Raw genomic sequence first — 23,899 nt, forward strand, 5'->3', positions numbered from 1 at the left:
GCTCCCTTATGACTGCCAGAGATTTTCAATACGCGGCTGGAACTGCCAGCGCTTGCGAGATAGGGGCTGATCGAGACGGCTAAGCCGCTGTACAGATCCTGCTGAAAACACTCCATCTTCCGCAGAGAAATCATCCAAGCTACCCTCCCAGTAGTAACGACAACTCTCTTCAGTGGGCAACCAGCGCTCCTGCCGGGCCCATTCCGGTTGGTAATCCAGCAACTCCGGGGAATCATAATGATCCAGGGCGCTGCGGAAATTATCCGCACCGATCACCCGTGCGGCAGTGGGGGCTGAAAGTGGAAATGCTTTTCGCCCCAAGTAGAGGTGATACTTTGGCCGGGTTAGGGCTTCACACAGCTCCGCCAGAGTCCAGTTAGCCTCTTCACAAGACCTCATGGCCACTATCGCCTGCGCATCCACCAGATACTCCCTGCGGGATAACAGGGTTCCCAGGCGCGCTTTCCCTACAACCAGCTCATCCCGGCGCGTATGGTAGCGGCGCTTGCCGGCGGAATCTGGGACCTGTACCGTGTGGAAATCCTTCAGCAAAGTACCGACATTCAGCACCTTTACCGCCTGGCGATATTGCCGGGCCAAGTTCTGATGTAAATCCTCTCGCTCCCGGGGTATCCCCAGTGCCGCACCAAATAGTCCCGCAATAGCGGATTTACCCGGATAGTGTGCGCTGTGGCGGGACTCTCCCACAGCCACTTCCCCCCAGGAAGCCATGGCACCGTAAAGACGAAATACTAGGTATTCCATAGCGCCACCTATTCGCTGACAAAGGCCAAAAGTTCCTCGATATTACCTTCGCCAGTTACGGCATTGAGGACATAGCGGCTATCGGCACAATCCCCGTACACCTTATCGAAACTCTGCAATTGCTTTTGCAGTGCATCAATAGCGTCATGGGCGTAATCCTCGCTATAGCGATCAACCGGCTTCAGGTAGGCCGCAGAGAGAGAGCGCGGTTGCTGGTCACCGGCTTCGGCCACGACATAAGAGGCATAGGCACGGCTGGCATAGCTGTTTTGTTTACCGCTGGGAGAAACTTTAAGGATTGTCTCAGTCAGCGCAGCTACGGCTCGATCGGCCAGTGGTTTATCCCCGCCCAGGTTTTCAATTAGCAGCTCTTTGTTAATGCAGATATAGGAATAAAATAATCCCGCAGCAAAACCCGCCTCACCCAAGTGAGCAGCACCGGCATCCTCGCTGCGATCATTCAAATCGTCTACCGCAGTAAAGTAATCATCTTCAATCACTACAGAGTGAGCCGAGAGTGCATGGGCCACCTGGCACGCAGCTTCAACGTTATAGGTGGGCTTGGAAGCGAGCATACGGCCAAACAAGGCGATATCCACCGCCATGTTTTCCTTACGCAATAAATCCAACTCTGTCTTCTCCGGCTCCCTCCCCTCTTCTGCCAAGGTTTTCAGTAGTGCACTGATCCCGTTTTGCTCAGCACTACTGAGGTGAACCAACTGCTCGATTTCCAAATCGGCCAGAGGGTTATCTTTTTCCGGCTTTTTTAACTTACCGAATTGCTCGGCAATTTTCTGTGCCCACAATTTGGCCTTTTTTTCAGAGACACCCAGATCCAATAAAGTCTCATAGGCCAGTACCCCTTGACGCTTGGTTCTGGTGCCAATTAGGCTATCCCCCTGCTCCGTAGCCAATACCTGCTGGAACAACTCTGACGTTCGCCAGTGACGCTTAAGGCTCTGGGAAGAGATTCGCAGGCGATCACAACCTCCCATCTTCGCTGTTTTTGGCCGCCCCAAGTCATCCCGGTTCAGGTTCGCAGGGGGATAGGCGGTCAATACATGCAATTGAATAAAGCGGCTCATAAATCTCTCCTTGTTGCGACCGTCAGGCCATCACATTACTTCGATTCATTTCTCAAGTATCTGATCAACAGTCACTGTCAATCGGTCTGGCTTTGCTCTGTGCTTAGTGTTGTTATGGGAATAGCGTTTAAAATATTTTTAGGCCCCTAAGACCCCTTTAATTTGGAATTCTCTAAATACTTCTCAGTCTGGTAATACGGCGTAGTAATCAGTTGCCCAACGCACAGCTAGGCGTTCCTGTGGATGTCTTGCGGGAATCGTGCGCATTTCTCTTTGCCAGTGCAGCAAATCATTGGCAAGAGAAGCTATATTGGCCCTGCCATCCAGCAGGGCCAGGGCCCGTACTATGCGGCGATAAAACTCGGCCGTATCGCGACTTTTTTGTAACTGAAAAAAGCGCAGCTCACTTAAAGGGGGGCGCCCGCCCCTCTCCCGGGGCATAGCCAGGGATCGGGCAAAGCTGACATCCATAGCCTCGCTGCTATCAATATCAATTGTTTTGCTCGTGTTATCAGCTTTTACGTGTGCAATTACTGTGGCTACCAGAGCCGCATCTTCGATACGAATTTGCTCATCTTTCTGCCAGCGCTCTGGCATATCCTTTAAAAAACGGATAAAGGCGGGAGTAGGCATTACATCCATGGGCTCTACCGCACGGCGCAAACGCGCTCGATCGGCCCTGCCAGCTTTGTCATTGAGCCAGCGGTGCCACTCGCGCAGTCGGCTCACATCTGTATCGCTAAGATATTGATATCCGGCCATCACAATTCCTCCTGTTGTTGCTCAACTTTGGCTGTATTATCCAGAGCATTTAAACTTGCCAGACTAGCGAGCTTATTTCTTAAAAAACGTCGCGCCCGGGTCACTCGCTGCAATTTCAAGTCTTCCGCAGAGCCCTCCATTGACCAATGGTCAAACTGCGCCAAGGCCGTTTTTTTCAATATGTGTGCCCAGGCAATAGCCACCGGTGCAGGTGTAAATTGGGATTTCTTGGATTCGAGGGATAATTGCTTGAGCGAGTGATAAAACTGGCTTTCCGTCGCCTGCCAAAACGCCTGATCGACAAATGAAAAATCCCCTTTAGCCTCATTAGGGTTATTAAACCAGGCAGCCTTGACCCTAAAGCGCAGCTCTTTCAAAGTATCTTTTGCAGCCGTTAAAAGCTGCCCTGCCAGCTGAATAAATAGCGACCGGTACTCGGGGGAAATAGGCAGTACTGGCATTTCCTGTTCATACCAGCAACGTGCTTTCATATTGTCCATGTCATAGCCAAATCCCCACAGGCGCACATCGACATTCGAATCCAGTTCTTCGAGAATTTCCGCATATTCCTCATGGAACAAGCGCACCGCCCGGCTCGCTTCATCGCCATTTGAATGGTCATTCCACATAAGCCCCAACCAATGCCGATAACCGAGGCCACTCTGTTGACCTTTCAAACTCAAGGGTGGGGCTTTTTTCTTGGGATCACGTCGATAGGGCGTCAGGGGATGAATCCAGGGACCCTCGTAATTAATGCCATAATTCTTAGTGGTATATTCCCGGATTAATTGATTCGTCTGCTCTCCACAAAGGTCGCAGTAATCCTTGCCTTCTCTCGGGATTTGGAAACGTATCCTGCGCGGCATACCCCAGTACATTTGCAGAGGATGGGTATCATTGGGAGACGTAGAGGAACCTTGTTTGTCAGAGAGGCGGGAGGGAGCGAGCCAGGGGAAGATACAACTATCAGAGCTTTCAGACCTCGCCCCAAACTCCTTTTGTGGCAAGATATTGAGCCACAATTTCTGCCAAAGGTTGGCATCTTCTGCCTCTGGAATTATCAATGTGGTCAAAGGGCCACCACCACGCAAACTGGTTCTATGCCCCACTCCTCCGGAGGGGGCGTTAATTTGCAAGGTAAACAAGGCACTAGCGGCACAGCTGGGACATACACCCTGCACCCTACCGCCCTTAATAAATAGATCCTGATTATCTCTACAGGTTTTACTGCCCGGCGCCTCAATCAGTAGGGCAGCAATCGACTTTGATTCCCCCACACTCAATTCCAAGTCCTGCATAAATGCAGGCCCGGACTCTTGAAACAATTCAAAATTGGGAGCGTAGTTTTGCAGCCGTGATTTCAGTGTTTCCTCAGTAGGCGCCTTTTTCCAGTAAACTCCCCAATCATCGACACTTTCAGGTGCAAAAGCTGTTTGCAACAGGCCAATTAAAAACTGGAACAGCGCCCCGCGAAAATCCGGTCGTACCGTACAGATATCTACGACAGGATTATCCACCTCGGCAATTTGCCAAGGAGCAATTCTTTCCTGCATACCGCATCGCCGGATAATTGGCAGCCAGGAATCTTCAACCAAATTCACCACGATCCTCCCTGATCCAGTCTCCGCCCTCTTACTCCGTTATAGCCATGCTTTTTTCAAGAGCTAGAGGGAACAGTTACACTCAGAGCAGTGCGAGCGCCTCTGCCTCATTTTTGAGTGCTCAATCTCTCAGCGTCACTGCCGGGACACTAATTCCGTTACCTTATGCCACTCTGACTGGGGAAAAATGATCTGGCTCAAGTCTGGGCATCTTTCTCACTTTCCGCACCGGAAATCAGGGTCGCGCCTACTACCTCACACAAAGAAAATTGCTCAGTTATCGCATAGACCACACACAAGATAAGGGTATTAATCCCATTCGCCTCTCTATATGAGAATATTCCTGTACAGACAATTCCCCCACCCTTTAGCCTGCATCAGCTATTGACCTCAATTGTTAATCAACAGATACAAAAAAGCCCCTTGATGGGGCTCAAAACTAGCGACAGATTCTATTGTGAAGGAAATTTAACGAATCGGTATCCAGCTCAATACTAAGTTAATCACTTTTAACCGGCCGGTAGCTATCGGCACTGAATCGCCACTACTAAGCCGTTCAACCCTTACCGACTTCAGATAAAAGAAAAGTCTTTATTAACTGCTTCTGACTCTGCTACAGAGCTGACATCATTTCTATTAGGTGTGCGGTGATCCACTACTTTTGATTGTATGGATATACTAGATTGGAGTTCGACTGTGAAAGTGCCGGCAATTATTACCGACACTTTCATACTATTAACTAGAAAATTTCGTAGGTGAAAACTTTTAAATTTACATCTTCAATAGCCTCTAAATCACCCTGAATATCAACCGTCAAGGTATCGCACATATCCGCGGCAATTGAACCATTATCTATCGTTAAGACTACTTCATTGCGAAAATCTGAAATGGGCACATTCGTATAAATATTTTTATCGTCCCTATCAACCCCTATTGCAGTTTGAGTACCATCTTTGGCAACACAACTTGCCGTGATCGCAACATCATATACAAAATCAAAAATTCTAGGATGATTTCTAGTGTAGCAACGCTCTCCCCTATGGGAATAACGACAAACAACATCTGGCCTCAACCGCCCCAAACCAGATACAATCGCAGTAATATCGAAACTGATTTCTTGCGCACCATCACCCAAGACATCAATCTCAGCAATTCGCCGAGTATCCGAAGTATAAGAGTACTCAGCAACATTGTGCTTAACGCCACTAACAAAAGCCATTTCTGCAAACGACTGACTCGCTAACATCAAGGCAAACACCGGCAACACAGACTTCAAAAACTTCATTTTTCATCCTTAAAAAAATAGTCGAGCAGGCAGTATAAATACCCAATTATTAACTATCAAGAAAACCCACCCAAAAATTAAAATTATAAATATTTCAGTAATTGCTACAAAAAAACTTACATATTCAGGCTGCATTCACACTCAATGTGCCCCTCAAAAACGTCAGAAAAATATAAATCCAAACTTAAATCAACCGGCCATTTAAATTACCCACTTATCTTTTTCCGCTACAAAATGGCAAATTACAACACCCCATCAAATAACAGGAAGCCATTCACAGAAAAGCCTGACTTTCATTTAAGCCTTACCTTGTGATTAAAAAGCGACAATTAACGAAGTATAAGAAACATCAACCACATCGCAGACATCGACAACATGCTTAAGAATTTTCTGATAATTAACAACCAAAATGAGCAGTGTAATAAATTGTTAATTCAGCAACCTAAAGCTTGTTCCCGATCGCATTACAGCTTAAGCTGCTCTTTTAGTTTACCTAAAATACACTACCTCGATTACAAGCTAGATCCTGGGTTATCTCAAGCGGGTTATGTTTATTTCACTCGCTCCAACCACTTTTCTTTATTACTGAATCTAGCATAAATACTCCTCAATCAGTTTTCTGTCATTACTTGATCTACTGGTGAAGAAGTAGCAGATATTGACTCCAACTATCCACTCTTTTCCTTATGATCAGCTGATACCCTTCAGAGTTGAAATCTGGTGACCTACCACCTAAAGAGAAAACAAGATCAGGAGGAAGATCCTTGCTGTATTCCAGGTTATGGAGGCCACAGAGAGCGATTAAAGACAATTGCCCGGTACTGTCTTAACTGGGAGAGTCTTGGAGAAGTGAAAAGAACAATAAGGGAATATTGCCCACGGGCTAAACATGTATCGAAAGCTGTAGAGGCCTTCTTAGCCAATCATAAAGCTATCAACTTGTTAAAGCACGATAAGTGCTGGCCGTGCCATTGTGTTCACCGTCAGCTGTCTGACTGGATACGTCCAGTAATCGTTAATACCGCCCAATTCCAACAAGAAGTTTTTTAACCACAAAATGCACTACCCCCAGGTTCTCTATAGTCTTGGCTCTTTATTATCCGCACAGCCTATATACAGCTCTGAATATTTCGCATTGGCTACTGGCATTCAACAAATTGGTAAGGTACTGGGCTTTTATGAAGTAAAAATTAAGTGAAAGGTGGCGGCTATCCGGGCGCGTCAAAAGGTACATGAGTGTGTATGAATTGTATGCGAGCGAAGTACCAGACATAAAAAAGGGGGGCGAAACCTCCTTGGAACTCTTTGAATGGACTGAGACTTTCTCTCGGTTTCATGTGTAGTGGCAGAAAAACAACCTCTAGAGCGGTGCTTACGGCGTGCATAGGGAAGCGCAGAAAAAAAAGCACCACATGTAATTCCCGCCCCCGACTAAGGAGTCTCAACGGCTGAGCATAATGCTGAAATTTAAGCGTGGTTTCACCTACTCCAATCGACAAAGTATCGGTTTACTCAATGCTGAGCAGGAAACTCGCTTTAGGCGAAGTGATTTCCAAAACATCCCAAAGGGCGCCCGGAATCACGGCCCCCTAAAACCCTTGATGGTCGGTAATGTACAGAAACTTAAACCTCATAGGCCGCCAAGACGACACTATGCAGCTATGCATATGCGCGCCTGTAAAAATTTTCATTCGTCTTCGCTATACATACCAGAGTAAAGCCATGTTGAGAAAGCGACGAACATTGCACCAACTACAAGATAGCCAATCACCCACAGCCATGAATAGGCAAACAGCCAGCGAAGGACATAAATTAGGAGTAAAGTACTAGAACTTATAAATAAGCAGCGACGTAAGACATTCATAATTGTTCCCTTACTTAGTCGAATGGCTAGTAACCATATAGTTATTTCTGAAATGACTAGCTATCTACTTGGCCAAAGTTAAGGTCTAAAGTTGAAACTAAGGTTCAAGTTATATTGGTTACATCACTTTCCGTATTGAACACTACAACCAAAGTGCTTGATACAAAACTATCAAAGACGAAGAATACCTGCTCCCCACCTGTAATCCCTCCACAAAAATTCTACTTTTGGGCTACGCACGACTAGCGCGGCGGTGACTGCTGGATCAATCATAGAGATTAAAACCACCCCTCCCACCTCCAGTGTGATTTTTGTATTCAATTCAGATCACATAAAAAATAACTTAGGTCGGCGGTAGTTCTGTAATGAGTTACCGGATTAGCAACCTCTCCCCATAGGTTCAGCTGGTCAGAACACCAAACCCCGAATTAGGGGGGTGCCCCTAATTGTCTCTAAGGAGGGGATAACCCCCTAGGAAAAATCAAATATCTGTTAAAAACACACGCCCGAATCACTCGTGTGTTGGCTCCCTCAGGAGGATCCGTTAAACTCTAGGCTTGGTTTAGAGTTCAGCTATAGCCATCACTAACTAGTGGGCAGTTAATCTATATGTTGTCCCAGAAGTCGAAATACCGAATGCCCGCCCCGCCAAAGACTCAGCCATAAACTGGAGCTACGACGTTACGCCTGCTAGATATTCACAGCCTGAGCCACCATGCATGGGCGTGAATTAAACTCACACCTTTACCGTCCAGGGTACGCACAATCTGCGTTCTCTAGAGGAGAAGTAAGTACATCCGAATAGATTCCCCACTCCGTCATGAATAGAGGCCCAGGAGCAATTCAGTAATGCCCTCTCAATATCTGCCGGGGTATACCTTCCACATCTAACACTTTGATGATATCCCCCTAGTCCGCAAGGTCTGTGTCAGACAGCCCATCCATCCCAACTTATCAGTTCGATATTTATATCCACTGTGATTTACACTCAAATTTTGGCTTGACTGAAATACAGCTTCATAAAAAGCAAAATCATCAGGATAGATTCGCCCCAGGAATTAATGGGCAACCTTACTCACTAGCATTAAGCCTCAATCTACCCCCAGCGCTTTAAAAACAGCATCGACCGGATCTGCATAGAAGCTAGTTTGGAACTTGGTAAACAGTTCTGCGGGAATTGTGGGGATATCTGCGGCACTGGTAATCGGTAGTGCAACACGCTTACCTCCTCCATCAAAAGCGACTTGCAGACTCTCCGCGATACTTTCGGCAGGAGTAACGCTCCCCCCCAGACTCATATCCCCTAGCACAACTAATTGGGCCTGAGCGGATTTCCCCATAATGCCGGATGCGAATGCCACCAAGCTCGGCAACGCCAGGGAAGTCAGTGGGCCGGTATTCTGGAGTTCAACAACATGTAGATGAAAATCGTACTCCAGCACCTTGGCCGAGGCGGAGATCCGGGAGGCATTGGCCTTGAAGTAGTTGAAGGCGATTTTAACCTGCTCTTTCGCCGTATTGGAGTTCCACAGCCCTGAAGTCGCCAACTTGCCAGTGCCCTTGGTAACCTGTAACTCCAAGCGATAGAGCCCCGGAACCCCCTTATTACTAATGCCAATGGTATGGATAAAGCCCGGTTTCCCAGGGCCCTCTGCAATCAAAGCGCCACCGCCCTGCTCTTTTACGGAGACAAAGTGCTCTTCCAGGGATTCAGCATCGATATAGCTAAAGTGCACATCATAGAACTCCATTCCACCGATTTTCTTTAGCTGCTCTTTCACTCGCCGACGCACCTGCAAAGCGTACTCCAGACACTGACGAACGGCTTCTTTATCGAACTGGCCATGAGGATATAACAGCTTAAGCAGGCCCGAGACGGTTTTGCGCACAGCAATAGTGTCCCGCTGGTTTAGGTTACTGCCGAGCTTGAAGTACTTATCGATAGCGTCGGCAAAGCTGCGTTTACGCATTTCGCGAAAGAACTCCGCCAGGTAATCGACAATTAAACCGTAGCGGTTGGTGAAAAACTCCGGGCGCATTTTGGGAATTTCCCAACCTGGAATATAGGCGTGAAAACGATCGAAGAAGGCGGAGTCGATCATCGGCTCTGGAAAGGGCGCCAATAGATGGCTCGTTTTGACCAGGGACTCGACAGACTGGTTGATGTTGCCCACGAAGACCATGGAAGCAGAGGCCTCCATCTGTTCACGACCACGGGCAAATGAACCCGAGGCCATGTAGTCTTTCATAATCTGGACACCGTCTTTATCTTTGAAATTAATGCCGGCTACTTCGTCGAATGCGACTAAGTCCCATAAACCCACCAAGCCAATACGGCGCGAGCTCATGTTGTAAAACAAATTGGCAACGGTTGTTTGCCCCCCGGACACCAAAATACTGTTTGGCGAGCACTCTTTATAGATATGGCTCTTACCGGTACCCCGGGGTCCGAGTTCACACACGTTGTAGTTGTTCTCTACAAACGGGATCATCCGCGCTAGCAGGTGCCACTGCACCGAATTATCCAGGTTAGAGGGCTCCATGCCGATAGAGCGAATTAATGTTTCTCGCCAATCCTGCACACTCAGAGCCTGCCGGCCCGCGTACAACTCATCCATATGCATGTGCGGCATCTGGATGGGTTTGAGCACCGTTACTCCAAATGGTGAACCTTTTTGCCCCTCCTCGTGGTAGTAGCTCAGGGTAGCAATAACCCAGATTCCACCAACGAGGAGTTTTTCATTATCCTTAACGATACCGGCAGAAATCTCCGCATCCTTGATCCCCAGATTACTAAAGGTCGCCTCATAGACATCTTTGCGCTCGTTCAAGCGCACACTGACACGGTCAATAACTTTGTAACTTCCGCGCTCACGTACCAGGGATTTCACCTTCTCGGCTTCATCCGGGCGCACATAATTTTCAGCCAATACGGTTTTAACATTATTTAGACCCTTTTCAATCACTTCCGGGTCATCCGAGGCGCAGTACATACCCAGTAGATATTCCAGCACGTATACGGGAACGTTGGCACCCTCTTTGATCAGCTTGGTTAAATCTTTGCGTACCACACGGCCGGCAAAGTGTTCATTCAAAAGCTGGTCTAGATCCCTGTTAACTTCACTGTTCATTGCGTCTTCTATTTATTAATCGCTTTGCAAGCAGCCCGTTGATACGGCAGCTCAGAAAAAATCATCGGTGATCGCAAGGTCAATCACTACCCGGTAGCGCGCAATCTCTGTGCCTAAATCCTTATCTCGCAGCAGCAGGAAATACTCCTTTTTGCGGTCAAAGTCAGTACCTGAGAGAGATAGGCGAACTTTCTTTAAAAGGTGTGAAACCTCTGTGGAAGTGCTGTCAAATGTCACGGTCTCTTCACTAGATACCAAAACCTCACCCTCATAAATTCCCACGGCGATGGTTACTGGCAACACCTGCTCGCTGACCTGCTCTGTCTGCATCAGGTCAAACGATTGAATATTGTTCACCATTTTCAAGCTGGGCTTGGGCGAGATCACAGATACTTTGCGTTTGGTGCGGCGCTCTGCTTTATCGCCGCGCAATTGCTGCACCGTGAGCACTGGCACCACAATTTCCTGGGGCATGGCACCGCCGTGTACAAAGCGGGCACCACCGACAAAGTGAAAACGGTTTGCGCCCTTTGGTATCCAGAAATGGGTATCCGACTGGGTACCCGCTGTATTTCGGCTGGAACCACACCAGGCCGTGCCGGTGCTCGGCATATTGTGGCCAATAACGTAGCGTTTTTTGCTCTTTAGTGTGTTATTCGGTTTATCCGCCAAGGATGTTCGATCAGCGGCTTCCAATTGACTGTGTTGGAATAAAAAACCATGGTCCGCCGTAATGAGTACCGTACTCGTATTAAGCGCCATCATGATCTTGCGAGTAAGTTCTGTCAGCTCCTCAATGGCGTGCTCCACCGCATTGAAAGTCTCGGACTCGGTAGAGGCGCTATCACCCCGGGCATCGACCACATTGTGGTATACATAGACCAGCTGTTGGTTCTTTAATGCCTCGCGGCCTTCGTCTCGGGTCCACCGTTGTACCGTCTCCGCTTGCACCGCCATACCGCTGTAAGCGCTGAGAATCTTGTTGCGGGCCTCGGTGCCCTTACTGGATTTGCCATCCACAAAGACATCGTCACCGCTGTCCTCGCGGTATTCCAAAGTTTGATGGGGCAACAGGGAGGCCATTCCCAGCGTGGTATAGCTCGGCAATACGCCCAACTGGCTGGCTAGCGTCGCTTCGCTATAGCGTTTCTTATTGATACGCTCCCGCAACTCCACAGCGGCCTCGTACCTAAAGGCATCGCTGATGATAACCACCAAACGGCGCTTGGGTGCTTTATCAAACTGGCTGCGCACCCAATGCTGATAAAAGTTGTGTTGATTGGGCACGCCTGAAATCTGCCAGTGTGCCAACCTATCCTCAGCTTCTATCAACTCTCCCCAGTTCCGCGCCAATTGGCCCATAAACCAGTTGGCATAACACTGCTCTATTTCGGTATCCAACGGTTTGAGAAGCTCCACCTGCGCATTGTGAGATGCCGTCCAGTAGTGGCGGTAGGCGCTGTCGAAGCGGTATAGCTCAGATTCATAGGCCTTATAGAGCGCCTCTGCTGAAGAGAAATGGAAACCACTGTGATACTCGTAGCGCAACTCAAACAGCTCAATAGCCGCAGTCAAGGCTCTGTACACCCTGCGGAACTTGCGCCGCAAGGGGTCATCTTTATGGCGCGAAGCCCAATAGCCATCGAGCCGCTCCGAGATCACCCGCTGGAAGTGCTTCAGATCCGCAGGCTGCGCCTCTGGAATATGCTCGGCCAGGTCGGCGATGATTCTCAACTCGGCTTGTCGAAAAGTAGCTACATTGACCAGCGTATCCATGGGTAGACTCTGGATACGCTGTTCTATATTGAGCGCGGTCGCAACCCAGTCCGCAATAACATCGTAAGCCCCGTAGTAGCGGGAACTGTCTCTCCAGCGGGAAAGCAAAGTGCGCGCAGTGGCGCGGGCGTCGGCGCTGGAAATCACTAAAGAGCGAGCCCAGTCAGGCACCTCTGAGATACTCTCACAGAAACCGGTGGCCAGTAACCGCAGCAGACACTGGCCAAGTTTGAACGGCTCCTCACCCTTCAGTTCTTCTGGGGTGGCCGGGTATCCCACTTCCGCCTGCAATGCCTCTACCAGTGACGGCACCAGGGCGTACTTCTCCAGCGCGTCCATCGAAGCGGGATTTTCTTCCAAGACGCGCTGTTTATCGGTGAGCTCAGCGCCCAAGGTAAACAGAACAGAGGCGATATCGGCACTCTCGGCAGCAGTCACCACCGCAATCATGGCAAGATCCAGTGCCGCTTCATCCATATCCGGCGATACAAACCGTTTGAGCCCCGCCAGACGCTCTTTGCTGCTAAGAAACTTTTCGCGCTTGGCCAGGTGTGCACGCAGGGATTGCCGATGCAGCCCCAGATCGTTAAAGAGGATGGAGATTCGATCGGCATGGAAGCACCGGGCATAGAGCTTAATATCCAGCAACCAATCGTCTTGTGCGACGGGCTCTGCGTAAGGGAAATACAGCAGATATTTCCCGGCACTATCCTCAAGCTCCAAGCGCAATTTAACCGCGAGTGAAGACTCGGCCGACATATTGAGTGTTGTTACCTCTGCTAGAGAGATATCGGCAAGCACCTCAGTAAAGCTTTGCTCGGGATCGTACCAAAATACGATGCGGTGGTTTTCCTGAAAGAATGCCTGTTCCAATCCTTGGCGCAACTGTTCGGTATTCATACTTTGCTCTTTTGTCTCGCCGCACTCATGTATTGCAAGCCCTGAGCACCGCCTGCCTAAGATCTTCTTTGAATACATTGAGCGATGGCATATCTATTAGCTCTGCATTGATTTCTTTATTACGCACTCGCTCATTTACTGCGTGAGTACTGGAATTATTATCAAGGGCATTATCAAGCTGCGTTTTTAGCGGATTTTGCGCGCAGTCATTACCAGATTCATTTTCAAGATGCTCACAGTGCTGGTAGGGGTTATCTTTTACGGCACATAGGAGCCATGCTTCAGATTTCGGTTTGGGGATCATTGCCACACCCAGCTCATAGCCTTCCGCAGCAAAACCTGCCAGGATTGATTTTCTTTTATCCCTCCATTCACCACGGCCAGCGGAAGCGGTACCATCCGAATCACGAAAAAGAACAGCTACTACATTATCCTTCTCTTTTTCTCGCTTTACTCGCGCTACAGCCGCGAGAGCTCTGGCATTCTCATAGTAGTACTTTGTTTCTACCGCTTTCTTTTTTCCCCGCAAAGACATTTTCTTCTTCTGCGGTGGCTGCTTGTTTTTTGCCAAGTATCTTTCGGACACATAGCTTACGCGCTCTGTACCCAGGTGTGACATTTCATAGCCCAGATAATGCTCTACTAGCTGATCCACCATAATCGCCATTGGACCTTCTGAAAATTCCGAACGGTCACAATTGTCATCAGACGGGTTGCACACCCCAATATCGCCAGGTCCCTCTCCACTTAACAATAAGTACACATCAACCTCCGTGTGTATCTATTGCTACAATCTCATTGTGAAGCTGCGTTAAGTCAGTATCGATAAACGCTTCCCCTGGCCCCATAAATTCTAGCTTTTTGGCTAAGGAAGGTATTTCGAACAGGCGCTTGGCTTTAGTTCCTCCCTGTTTATTCTTGTACAAATAGATCACGCCCTTCTTTGCAATTTTATCGTCAAGGAAATTCAAGATGACCGGGCTGTGTGTAGTGACCAATACCTGGTCATCAGAGTCCACGAGGTGATCCATCAGATACTCTACAAGCTCCGGATTAATACCATTTTCAATTTCATCAAACAGTAAAAAAGCATTTCCAATTTCCAACTGTGTCAGAATTGCCATCAGCCGAAGCATACCGTCATTGACGTGCCTGGCAGTGGAAGTCAATTTCCCCTTGCTAAAATGCTCTATTACCTGGAGCTGCTTCCAGCCAGACGGCAAAGATTTGGTTTTAATCTCGTCTAATTGTGGATAAATTGTTTTCAGCTCTTTTCTGAGCGCAGCTTTTCCTTCAGCACCTGACTCATGAATCAGTGCAGATAATTTTTCACCTCCCAAGCCTAATTTTCCTTTGGCCGCACGACTCTGACTGCGAAGCAATTCTGGACTAATAAGATCCAAGGAGCGAATATCCAGTACCGTCTGCTTAAGCTTTCGCAAAGTTTCATTTAGCTGACTTTCCTTAAGCACAGAAAGAATCGAGCCCTGGAACTCAAAAACAATCTCGTGGCGAGAACCATCGATAATGTATTCGCCATCTTCTACCTGCAATTGCCTAGAGTCTTTAATTACAACGCTTTCTTTCGTGCAGCTCAATGAACGACGGTTGAAACTTCCACCCCAAATTACCTCTTCGCCGTTCACATCAATGATGATCCGGAAATCGATATTGTTCTTCCTGGTTAGCTTTGAATTAAGATCTGCACTTTGCCAGTGTCGAGCTTTCAACCACTCTTCGACGTCGCCCTCCATCAATTGAGAAATAAAGTCAAGCGCTTGCAATACTGTCGACTTGCCAGAACCATTCAGGCCGACTAAGCAGTTGAACTTTGCCAACGGCAAAGTGAAGTCGACCAGTGATTTAAAGTTATCTATCCATAAAGACTTGATCATGCCGCCTCCGGTTTCTTTCCGGTAATCGCTTTAACCTCTGCCAACAAATCGCCGAACTTGCCGTAGTTCACTTTTACCCCATCATCCAAATCCAGTGGAATGCGCTGATCCGCGAAGTGGCGAAGTTTTTCGTCGAACTGGGCTAGCTCCGCCTGTTGTTTGTGCAGCTTGGCGATTTCTTTTTCCAGGCGCCTGGTTTCCGCCGCTGAGCTGCTGGCCGCCTTGTCCTGCTCCAGTTTTTGCTCGTAGGTACTCATTTTTGCGCTTAAAGGAATCACATATTCGGTGCGCATACGCGCCAGTGTGCCTTCGTTATAGCGATGTAGATAGACCAGGCATTCAAAGGCCTTTTGCTTGCCTGAGCTGAACAACCAATAAATGGGACGCTTTTTATAGGTTTGCAGGTGATCTTTGAAAAACTTAGCGCTGATATAGCGGCGCAGGGTGTCGCGGCTGGACTCGTTCTTTTTGGGCGAGAGGTTGTCGGCCAAAAAGGCCAGGTTTTGCTCCAGCTGTGCCGCATCCCACGCTTTGCCGATAAATTCGATCACGCGATTGCAGGCGTCGTCTGCAAACCACTCGATATCCGTCAGCGGGATAATGCCGTCTTCGTCGGCGGGAAAGCTGGGGTACTGACTGGAATCAAAGCCCTCGTTACCGCTATGGGCATAAATCAGGCCGGGCCGATCTAATGAATAGCGCCCCATGATGCAGCCGATGGCGTAGGAGACCAGCTCCTGCAGGGTGTCTTGGCGGAAGCGGGTCCACTGCTCCTCGACTGTCAGCTTGCCGCCATAGCGGTAGGCGGGATTTACCGTGAGGGTAATCTGCTCGATAGGGACGTCAGGAGTGAGCTCGTCGGCCAAGCCGTAGGCGTCGATAAAGAGGCGGTTATTCTCCTCCTCTAAGCGCTGCATTTCGGCAATAGTTGCGCGGTTTTGGGTGATCCAGGCGGTGTAGCTGGATTCCAGAGTCGGCGTGGGCTCGGAAGAGGCATTCAGAAGAGGGAGGGATTGGAAATCCCAGGAGCGCTCGTAGGCATTCCAGTCGGTTCTGGCTGTCGCCACCAGTGCACGAATCCATGTCCGCCACGCCACATCAGCATGAGAGTCAAGGAACGGAGTGGCTCGAAAATCCCCGGTTTGAAAGTGGAACGTTGGATTAAGAATCTTTGCGAAATCCTGAACGAACTTCGAGTTCAGTAAGCCGATTACAGTAACCTTCACATCTTCATCATCGAAGAAAGCACAGGTTCCACTTCCATCAAAAAGAAACCCGGTATCGTTCCAGCGCACGGATAACGAACCCGAAGTGATGTCCGACCATGTTATTGAATCGCGGAAGATCATATCCAGGTTGAAGTTGTGAGCCCATATTCGCCCGGTCGGATGTTTTCGCGTCTGCATTTCGTGGCCATCGTTTAGCCAATCTACGACGTGAGTGTTGTTCCCGAACCACTTGCGGAAGGGCCCGCCCTTCGCGTAGGGGAACCAACGTCGCCCAGACTCCTTGGCCCTAACCCGGGACTCCATGTTATATGCGACCTCGTGACGATCGACCTCGTGCCACAGCCGCACGTACTTATCGTTATTTCCGGTGGCCAATCCCATTCGGGCCCTTGCGACATCGCCCATGGCTTTAGGGGACCTCGCTAGCTCCCGCACGCGATCACTCACCCAGTAAGCCAGCGGGCTTCCCGGGATACTTCTAAACTCACTTTGTGCTGCGGCATCGAAGCGTTGTTCGTTGCAACACAGAGCCGTTTGTTTTTCAAACTCGTTGCCTTCTACCAGTCGGAAAAACACTGGCCTATAGCCCGCTAGCTTGCAATTCCTGAGCACTGCCGCAGTGGTCTGAACGACCTCTCCCGAAATGCTCCCGAAGGCCCGCGCACCGAGGTGTGCCATCGTGCGGATGGTCTTCTCCCGCAACATCCGCTCTCTCATCTTCTCGAAAGATGACAGAAACATCCAACTCTGCATCGTAACCATGGCATTGTGACCAGCACCTTTTGCCAGCACGAAACCACGCTCAATGAAACAAGCGAAGAGATCACTCTTAGTGTCAGCAAAATTATCTTTAACAAATTTTTTCAATACGCCGGTCATCCCTTTGCTGCCCATATACGGCGGATTGGCCACCACCGCATCGTACTGCGCCGCCAGCAACTCGGCCTGTGCTACCTGCGGCCCCAAGCGCTTGAGCGCCTCCGCCACAAACAGATCCTGAGTCGTAGTCTCGCCCAGCTGCTTTAGCGCCGGCAGCTTTGCCGCCAGCTCCTCCGGTACCTGAATCAAGGACCCAAAGGTTGTCGCGTGCTCGAACAGGCGCTTTAGCTCGATAAGATCGCCAACCTTCAGCCCATAGTCCGCGAGCGTCGCTTGCACTTCGGGGCTTTGCGCCAGCCCCTCTACATCAAAGCCTGCGCTGTCTTGCAGTGCCATCACATTGAGCTTTATACCGCGCTCAAACAGCCGCCGGTCATCGGCGCGGCCCTTCATCATCAGTGCAAAGCCCGTCAGCTGCGCGGCGCGCTCATCAATATCGAGACCGAACAGGTTCTTCTCAAGAATCAGTTGCGGTAGATCCCGCTGCCGATATCCGCGCTCTAAATAGATGGCCTTAAACAGCTCATAGGCCTCCACCAGAATATGCCCGGAACCACTGGCCGGGTCGATCAGGGTCAGCGCTTCGGGGTTGAGGCTATCCGGTGTTATGGCGGCGAGCTGCGCGTTGACTTCATCAGTCTGCTCGGCGGGTTCGATGTAGTACGCCATCTGCGCCTTGAGGGGTGACTCGGGATAGGTCGCCAGCCACTGCGCCCCGAGGGAGTTCTGCACCATGTACTTCACGATCCAATTGGGTGTGAATAGCTGGGTGGCCGCCGGAATATCTTCTGACTTAACCACCTTGCCGATCACCTGATCTTTCTTATCGGAGATATAGAACTGGTACAGCCAGCCGATAATCTCGATATCCTGCCAGTCCTGTTCCGGAATCCCGGCGATTAAGTCGCGAATCAGTGAGTCGGTTTTAGTGAGGTTTTGCGGCAGCAGCAGTTCGGTGGCATCGTCGAGCGCCTCAAACAAAAATGGCATGGCGCTGTGCAGGGCGTGACACTGGGCCAGTAACAGCTCGCGGTACAGCGCCTCATCGTTGCTGCCATCCAGTTTCAGCTCGACTAGGGTTTCCCTATCCAGCCCTGGCAATTCGATATCCAGACAGTCATCCAAAATCTGGAAACCTTGCGGGTCGCTAGGGTGTGAGAGTACGCGGCGGCCATGGTCGAGATAGCCTTTGAGCTCCATAAAACGGATAGCACAGAGACGGTTAAACCAACTGTAGGCAGCCTGATCCATGGTGGCGTGGAAGCCTTGCGCTTGCACCTGTTGCTGAAGGGCATTGCGGGCACGGGCAATACTTTTCGGAAACGGGCGCTCGCCAATCAGTACAAGGTCACCCTTTTGCACCATCGGCTCAATACACTCAGCGGTGATGCCATAACGGGCCGCCTGGCGGGTGACGGCATCGATAAAATCAATACGGGCTTTGGGCGCGTAGCGGGCGATATTATGGGTATTCATTACAATATCAATTCCTGGGCACTCAACCGCAGCGAGCGCTTTACTATTTATATTCAGTGGGTTGCTGAGAGAACGGCGAGCTGTTCCAGGCGCTGGAACAGGAGTTTTTCACGCTCGGTGGCGCCCTCGGCCTGGCTCTGAATGGCATAGGGGAGATCGCTATGCTGTAGCAGCTCGGCCACCTCTGTGGCGATGTAGTGCCTGACACCCGGTTCTGCAGCCTCTACCTCTGCCTGAAGTTCCTCACGGCCGTCAATGAGATTGAGGATATCCTCAATATCTCGACTGGACATGGGGTCACTGTTGCCCCGCCCTTTATAGGCCTCCAGTTTGGTGGCGATAAAATAAACGGGATTGATAAGGTTAATGTCCAGCTCGTCGCCAAGGGCGTAAGTCGTGGCAGTTTCCATGGCATCGCGGTACCAGCGATTGCCAAAGCCGAGGATTTCTTCATCGTCGGGCATAAAATCGACGCGCAGATCACCCAGCCGCATTGCGCATACCGGGAAGTCTTCGTCAGAGGCAGCGCTGTACTGCTTAAATCCCCGCCCCCGCAATTGCTCTTGTAAGTGATGAAAACCCACGTAGCCCATCACGTGGACGATAAGGTCCACGTCATCGGTATGGCGCACTTGTTCCTGCGTGTAAGCATCGGTGAGCAGCAGCCCGGTTGTGCAGCCACCCACGAACGTCATTTGCCGGCGCAGCTCGGGACCCAGCGCCCGCGCGACCAATTTCAACATGTCGATATGCCGATTAAACGCGGTCATTCGGGAAGCTCCAGATGCTGCTTTAATAGTTTGGCGGCTAGATTGCGCTCGCGGGGCTGGCCTATGCGTATGGCATCGACCAACGCCAGTAAGGCATACATCTCCGGGTCTCTCTTCACTGCTTGGGGAGCGCTTTTAAATAAGGGGGCGACTTCCATACCTTTGGTATTGCCGCAGGCATCCGCCCAAACTGGCTGAAATTCGCCCGCGCTCATCAGCTTTTCCTGCAAAACCGGAGCGGCAAAGGCCGTGGCAATACCGCGAGTGATTCGCCCGGGCCTTGCCGGGAAGACATAGCGAAGGCCGTACAGGATAAATTCGTACAGTGCTTTGGTATTAGCTCTGGGCACGCCGAGCTTGCGATCTTTAATAGCCAGGCCAACCTCGATACAGCGATTCAGGGACAGGCTGACCTGGCTTTTGCTAATACCGGTCTCCGCCGCCAGGCCCCGTGCCGAATATTCAAAAGCCGGCAGAGCACCCAGCGGTGCAAGTACACCGCCACCAGCCGGCGGATCTTCTGGCTCCCAGCCTTGCCAGTCGTCAGGCCAGGCCTTTCTCGCTCGGTCACAGCCTCGCTGCGCCTCCCGCTTCTGCAAAGAGACCAGCTTGAGCAGCAAACCAATATCTTGACTTTTCATATCTCTCCATTCTCGCCCGTCCCAAGTCCCGGGACAAAGGACAAGGTTGATCTTATACTTTTAAGAAAGCAAGCGCTATGGGGGGAAATTTGCAGTGCCGAGCGTCATTATTTGGCTTGTTAGCGCAACCGAATGCGCTTTTTGCCCTCAATCGCGGTTTCCAGCTCTTCTCTCAGGGCGGTGAGGAACCGATCGATATCCTCCTGGGACTCCAGATAGGCACCGCTGTGGACTTTGCTCAGCACACTACTCGTGTTAATCACGACGGCGGGGTTAAGCCCGGCTGCTGCAGCAGATGCCGGAACAGGCTGAACACCACCGGACGGGGGAGCCGGCTCTTTTGCCTTGCCGCCGGTGGCCGGAGCACTTTTCTTAGCCGCTTCCTTAGCACCTTCCTTGACAGCTTCCTTGGCAATCGCGTCTTGTTCGAGGCGCGCTTTAGCCGCTAGCTGTCGCTCTAGCTCGTAAAGACTGTCCTCCAAACGCTCTTCAGCGGTTTTCTGTTGCAACATATAGATCTGGGCAATACCGGTCTCGGCCTCTATATCCTTTTTGACCTGTTGCAAGGGATGCAGCAACGAGTTACTGAGTTCCGGGGTTCCAATACCGCTTTTCGCGATTTCAGCCAGAAGCTGCTGGACTTTAAACTCAACACGTTCACAGGCGTGTTCACGGCGCTGTTGCAACAGCGCTTTATTGACCTGATCCAAGGTTTCTACCAACTCGGCAACTTTGTTCAGTTGGCCGTAGGGAGATTTGGCCTTATTAATATGCTCCAGTTCGGCCAGTGCTTTGGCCGCAGCAGTATTCTTTTCCAGCTCTACACGGTTTTTACCGAAGTGCTGCAGGGCATTTTGGAGCTGCTGCCAGGTGTGTAACTGCTTGGTAAAGAAGTCATGGATATCCCGGTAGTCTTCCTCCAAGTCCAAGTAATCATTTTTCTTGTCTACCAGTGCTTTGAAAAAGTCAAAGCTCTCCCGGTTGGCCAGCAATCGCTCGAGGGTAAGCAGGCAATCTTCTATCTGCGCGGCACCTGGAAAATGACCGACATCGGTCTTGCTTTTGTAGCTCTTCAGATGAGCGAGCCACGCATTGAAGTGCGTGCGGTAAAAATCAAACAGCTCTTTTTCTGCGTCTGGGCCGAGGGCGTTGAACAAATCCCGGGTTAAGTCGCGCGCCTTTTTAAGCACGGTATTATCGGTCTGCCGCTTTTTCTGTACCGATATCTCACGGCGGCGACGGCTGTTGTTAAGATCTTCGAAGATCTCCTTAACCGGCAGCGATGGACCTCCGGCATGGAAGGAGATACGCCCTGCAACAGCAAGACGCCCAAGAATAAGAAGAATTTCACCATCGGGCCAACCGTAGGGCCGAGAGGAAAAACGCCCGATTATATCGCTGACAAGCAGCCGGTCTCTCTCGGCGCGCAGAGCAATAAACTGCTCCACTTCCTTGACCGCCTGGGGATTGCCCTCTTCACCATCCAGGGCGAGTTTCATTTGACCCAGGTCATCGATGGTCAATACCGCCTTTAATTCCCGCAAAGGCTCCTTTTGCAGGACTTTAAGCTGAGAAAGCTTGTTATAAGTGTTTTCCAGCAAGTACTTGCAGGCTTCATCATAACGGCTAGCAAGGCTATTAGTGGGCAGTTTGAGACGCTGGCCCAGGGCATAGCTCTCTGCGCGCAAAAGTAGATCTTCTAATGCTATGCGCAAGCGCTTGCGACGGTCCTGGTTTTCGCGGCCCCGATCGGCAAGGATACGAGTAATATCGGCATTGCTGCCATCGTCATTCAGGCGAATGAATTTATCGGTTTTCAGCCAGGTGCGCAGTTCGGTAAAGAATTGCTTGTCATCGGCTAGTTTCCACAGGGCCAAGCCACTGCCTTCGGTAGATTTGTTGATGCAGCCTGCCTCGTTGTATTGAGCATAATCGAGGTCCTGCGGAGAGACGATTTCAAGTCGCAGATCAGCTTCGTAGCGGCCATCCAGGGTGTGGCCGTCCAAGTAGCGGCCAATACTGTAATCGGTTTTATTTAATGGATAGCGGTATTTATTTTTGTCTTTAAACAGGTCCTTGAAAATCAGCTCGGAGAGCGCTTTATTTTCATCGCTACTCGCAATTTCAACCGCTTTGATCTTACGGGTAATATCTCGCTCTTCATTGGTGAGGAACAGGAACTCATCACCGTTACGAGTAATTAGGCTTTCTTTTTCCAGCCGTTGAAGCGTTTCTTCAATGCGTTTGCGCAGTGCAAGCTTGTCTTCATCGATCTTTTCAATGGATAGCGTAACCAGGTTATCCAAAGTGCCTTTAACCAACTCTACATAGCGGATCATGAACAAAGTGCGCAGTATCTGCACATCAAACACATCCAGGGAGGCGTTCTGATTGGCTTGATCAATAGTTCGTTTTACGGCGGTATCGAGAAAGCCCTCTACAGCGCGATAAAAACTATGCATAGGTATCAGTGCACCAACCCCCTGGTCAGAGATACTCTGTGCGGCCATTTGAAATGCGTCGAGCATAGAGCGCTCGCCGTAGGCGAGGTGCGCACCCGTAGCGCCCACCTTGCGAATTTCTTCAAAGACCTTTTGGACCAGCTGGAAATGATAGGGGGCGAACGGATAGTTAACGACGAAACTTTCGGCACCATCGAAATTGCGCAGAGTGGGGCCAGTGCGATCGAAGGTGATTTGGTTGCGTAAAATATCGCCGCTCTTTTCCCAAGCACTACGCAGTTCACTTTCCGCTTTGGGAGTCTTACGCAACAGTCGCTTTTGAATCACCTCATCCGTATTTGAGCTGGACAGGGATAGGCGGGTTTTGAAACGGCCTGCAATCTTGGAGAAGTCGTTTGCCTTACTGGCGGTGAGTTCACCGATTACCGCCTCCATATCCGCCTGGGAGGTCACAATGATCCAGGCTCGACCACCACAGATGGTGCCCAGGTTCTCGGTAATGGTCTGCAAGGTGAGCATCAGCCTAGTATTGGAACCGATAAACTGGCCTACCTCATCCACCATAAAGACTATGCGCTGTTCTGGCCCCTTTCCGTCCAGGTACTCTTTGACCCAGCGGCAGAAGTTTTCCACAGAAACAGAGAATGTCTCTTCCGATGCTTCAAACCACTTATTGGCGGCCTCGGGGGAGAGGTTCAAGGCAGTTGCAATAGCCTTTTCTATATCGTCTTGATAAAACTGGTAGCCATCGCGCTCTCTTTCCCAAGTCGAGCCTGTGCTATCTGCAAATGCATCTTTAAAGCGTTGGTAGGCGCCCTTCTGCGCCAGGTGGCGTTCCATATGCGCGATATGCGGGTGGTCGCCGCTGAACCCCTGATGCTCATTAAATACGCGCAGAAATACATTCAGAATCGGATTGCCGGCGTCATTGGAACTGGCCTTGCTGTCGATATTGAACAGGATGACATCTGCAGGGTGGGTAACGGCCTTATCCAAGTCTGCGCGGATCATGGCATCGCGCAGCTTTTGCTCATCAAAAAATTCCACCGCCTGACGCCTATTGCCGCTGGCACCCTGAGCTTCAATATTGGCCAGCAGGTAAGACAAGGTTTTCAAGAAATGCGATTTACCAGAGCCGAAAAAGCCGGAGATCCATACTCCCACTCGGTTTGCGATAGATGGGTCGTGCAGGTCTGTGCTATAGCTTTCAAAAAAAGCGCGGAAGTGACGTTCCAGCTCATTGGTGACGACGTACTCATCCAGCTCCTGCCAAATCGTGGCATCGTCGGCTTGATCAGCCTTAACCACGCCATTGATGGATCTATCCAGGGATTTGGAAAACAGGTCTTTAATGATCATCACAAGAATCCTTGTACCA

At 50.2% G+C, this 23,899-nt stretch carries 13 protein-coding genes; all 13 read right to left on the bottom strand.

Annotation, left to right across the window (positions count from 1 at the left end; translation table 11 throughout):
• Positions 1-6: 6 nt before the first annotated feature.
• The 13 genes from cas5e to brxC all read right to left on the bottom strand — a co-directional run bounded on the left by cas5e (position 7) and on the right by brxC (position 23,880).
• Positions 7-765 (bottom strand): type I-E CRISPR-associated protein Cas5/CasD, encoded by a 759-nt coding sequence (cas5e, locus tag ACG1BZ_RS19210; RefSeq protein ID WP_413663213.1) that lies wholly within the window; start codon positions 763-765, stop codon positions 7-9.
• Positions 766-773: 8 nt separating this feature from the next.
• On the bottom strand, positions 774-1,850 hold the full coding sequence (gene cas7e, locus ACG1BZ_RS19215) for a type I-E CRISPR-associated protein Cas7/Cse4/CasC (protein ID WP_282931378.1): 1,077 nt from the start codon (positions 1,848-1,850) through the stop codon (positions 774-776).
• 183 nt (positions 1,851-2,033) lie between these two features.
• Positions 2,034-2,612, bottom strand: coding sequence for a type I-E CRISPR-associated protein Cse2/CasB (casB, locus tag ACG1BZ_RS19220; protein WP_413663214.1), 579 nt, complete (start codon positions 2,610-2,612; stop codon positions 2,034-2,036).
• On the bottom strand, positions 2,612-4,213 hold the full coding sequence (gene casA / locus ACG1BZ_RS19225) for a type I-E CRISPR-associated protein Cse1/CasA (RefSeq protein WP_413663215.1): 1,602 nt from the start codon (positions 4,211-4,213) through the stop codon (positions 2,612-2,614). Before casA ends, casB begins: the two co-directional genes overlap by 1 nt.
• A gap of 739 nt (positions 4,214-4,952) precedes the next feature.
• The gene (locus ACG1BZ_RS19230) at positions 4,953-5,498 is read right to left on the bottom strand and encodes a hypothetical protein (RefSeq protein WP_413663216.1); all 546 of its coding nucleotides are present in this window, start codon (positions 5,496-5,498) and stop codon (positions 4,953-4,955) included.
• Between the two features lie 2,955 nt (positions 5,499-8,453).
• On the bottom strand, positions 8,454-10,493 hold the full coding sequence (gene brxL, locus ACG1BZ_RS19235) for a protease Lon-related BREX system protein BrxL (RefSeq protein WP_413663217.1): 2,040 nt from the start codon (positions 10,491-10,493) through the stop codon (positions 8,454-8,456).
• A 51-nt stretch (positions 10,494-10,544) separates the two neighbouring features.
• Positions 10,545-13,169, bottom strand: coding sequence for a BREX-1 system phosphatase PglZ type A (pglZ, locus tag ACG1BZ_RS19240; RefSeq protein ID WP_413663218.1), 2,625 nt, complete (start codon positions 13,167-13,169; stop codon positions 10,545-10,547).
• Positions 13,170-13,194: 25 nt separating this feature from the next.
• Positions 13,195-13,932 (bottom strand): hypothetical protein, encoded by a 738-nt coding sequence (locus ACG1BZ_RS19245; RefSeq protein ID WP_413663219.1) that lies wholly within the window; start codon positions 13,930-13,932, stop codon positions 13,195-13,197.
• 1 nt (position 13,933) lies between these two features.
• On the bottom strand, positions 13,934-15,064 hold the full coding sequence (locus tag ACG1BZ_RS19250) for an AAA family ATPase (RefSeq protein WP_413663220.1): 1,131 nt from the start codon (positions 15,062-15,064) through the stop codon (positions 13,934-13,936).
• Positions 15,061-18,648 carry a BREX-1 system adenine-specific DNA-methyltransferase PglX gene (pglX, locus tag ACG1BZ_RS19255; protein ID WP_413663221.1) on the bottom strand — a complete coding sequence of 1,196 codons (3,588 nt, stop codon included), beginning with the start codon at positions 18,646-18,648 and terminating at the stop codon, positions 15,061-15,063. The genes ACG1BZ_RS19250 and pglX overlap by 4 nt, the downstream gene beginning before the upstream one ends.
• A gap of 53 nt (positions 18,649-18,701) precedes the next feature.
• Positions 18,702-19,391 carry a hypothetical protein gene (locus ACG1BZ_RS19260; RefSeq protein WP_413663222.1) on the bottom strand — a complete coding sequence of 230 codons (690 nt, stop codon included), beginning with the start codon at positions 19,389-19,391 and terminating at the stop codon, positions 18,702-18,704.
• A 23-nt stretch (positions 19,392-19,414) separates the two neighbouring features.
• Positions 19,415-20,059, bottom strand: a complete 645-nt coding sequence (locus ACG1BZ_RS19265) for a hypothetical protein (protein ID WP_413663223.1) — start codon at positions 20,057-20,059, stop codon at positions 19,415-19,417.
• A gap of 119 nt (positions 20,060-20,178) precedes the next feature.
• Positions 20,179-23,880 carry a BREX system P-loop protein BrxC gene (brxC, locus tag ACG1BZ_RS19270; RefSeq protein WP_413663224.1) on the bottom strand — a complete coding sequence of 1,234 codons (3,702 nt, stop codon included), beginning with the start codon at positions 23,878-23,880 and terminating at the stop codon, positions 20,179-20,181.
• Positions 23,881-23,899: the final 19 nt, after the last annotated feature.

It is taken from the genome of Microbulbifer sp. CNSA002 (assembly GCF_047324085.1).
Classification (GTDB): Bacteria; Pseudomonadota; Gammaproteobacteria; order Pseudomonadales; family Cellvibrionaceae; genus Microbulbifer.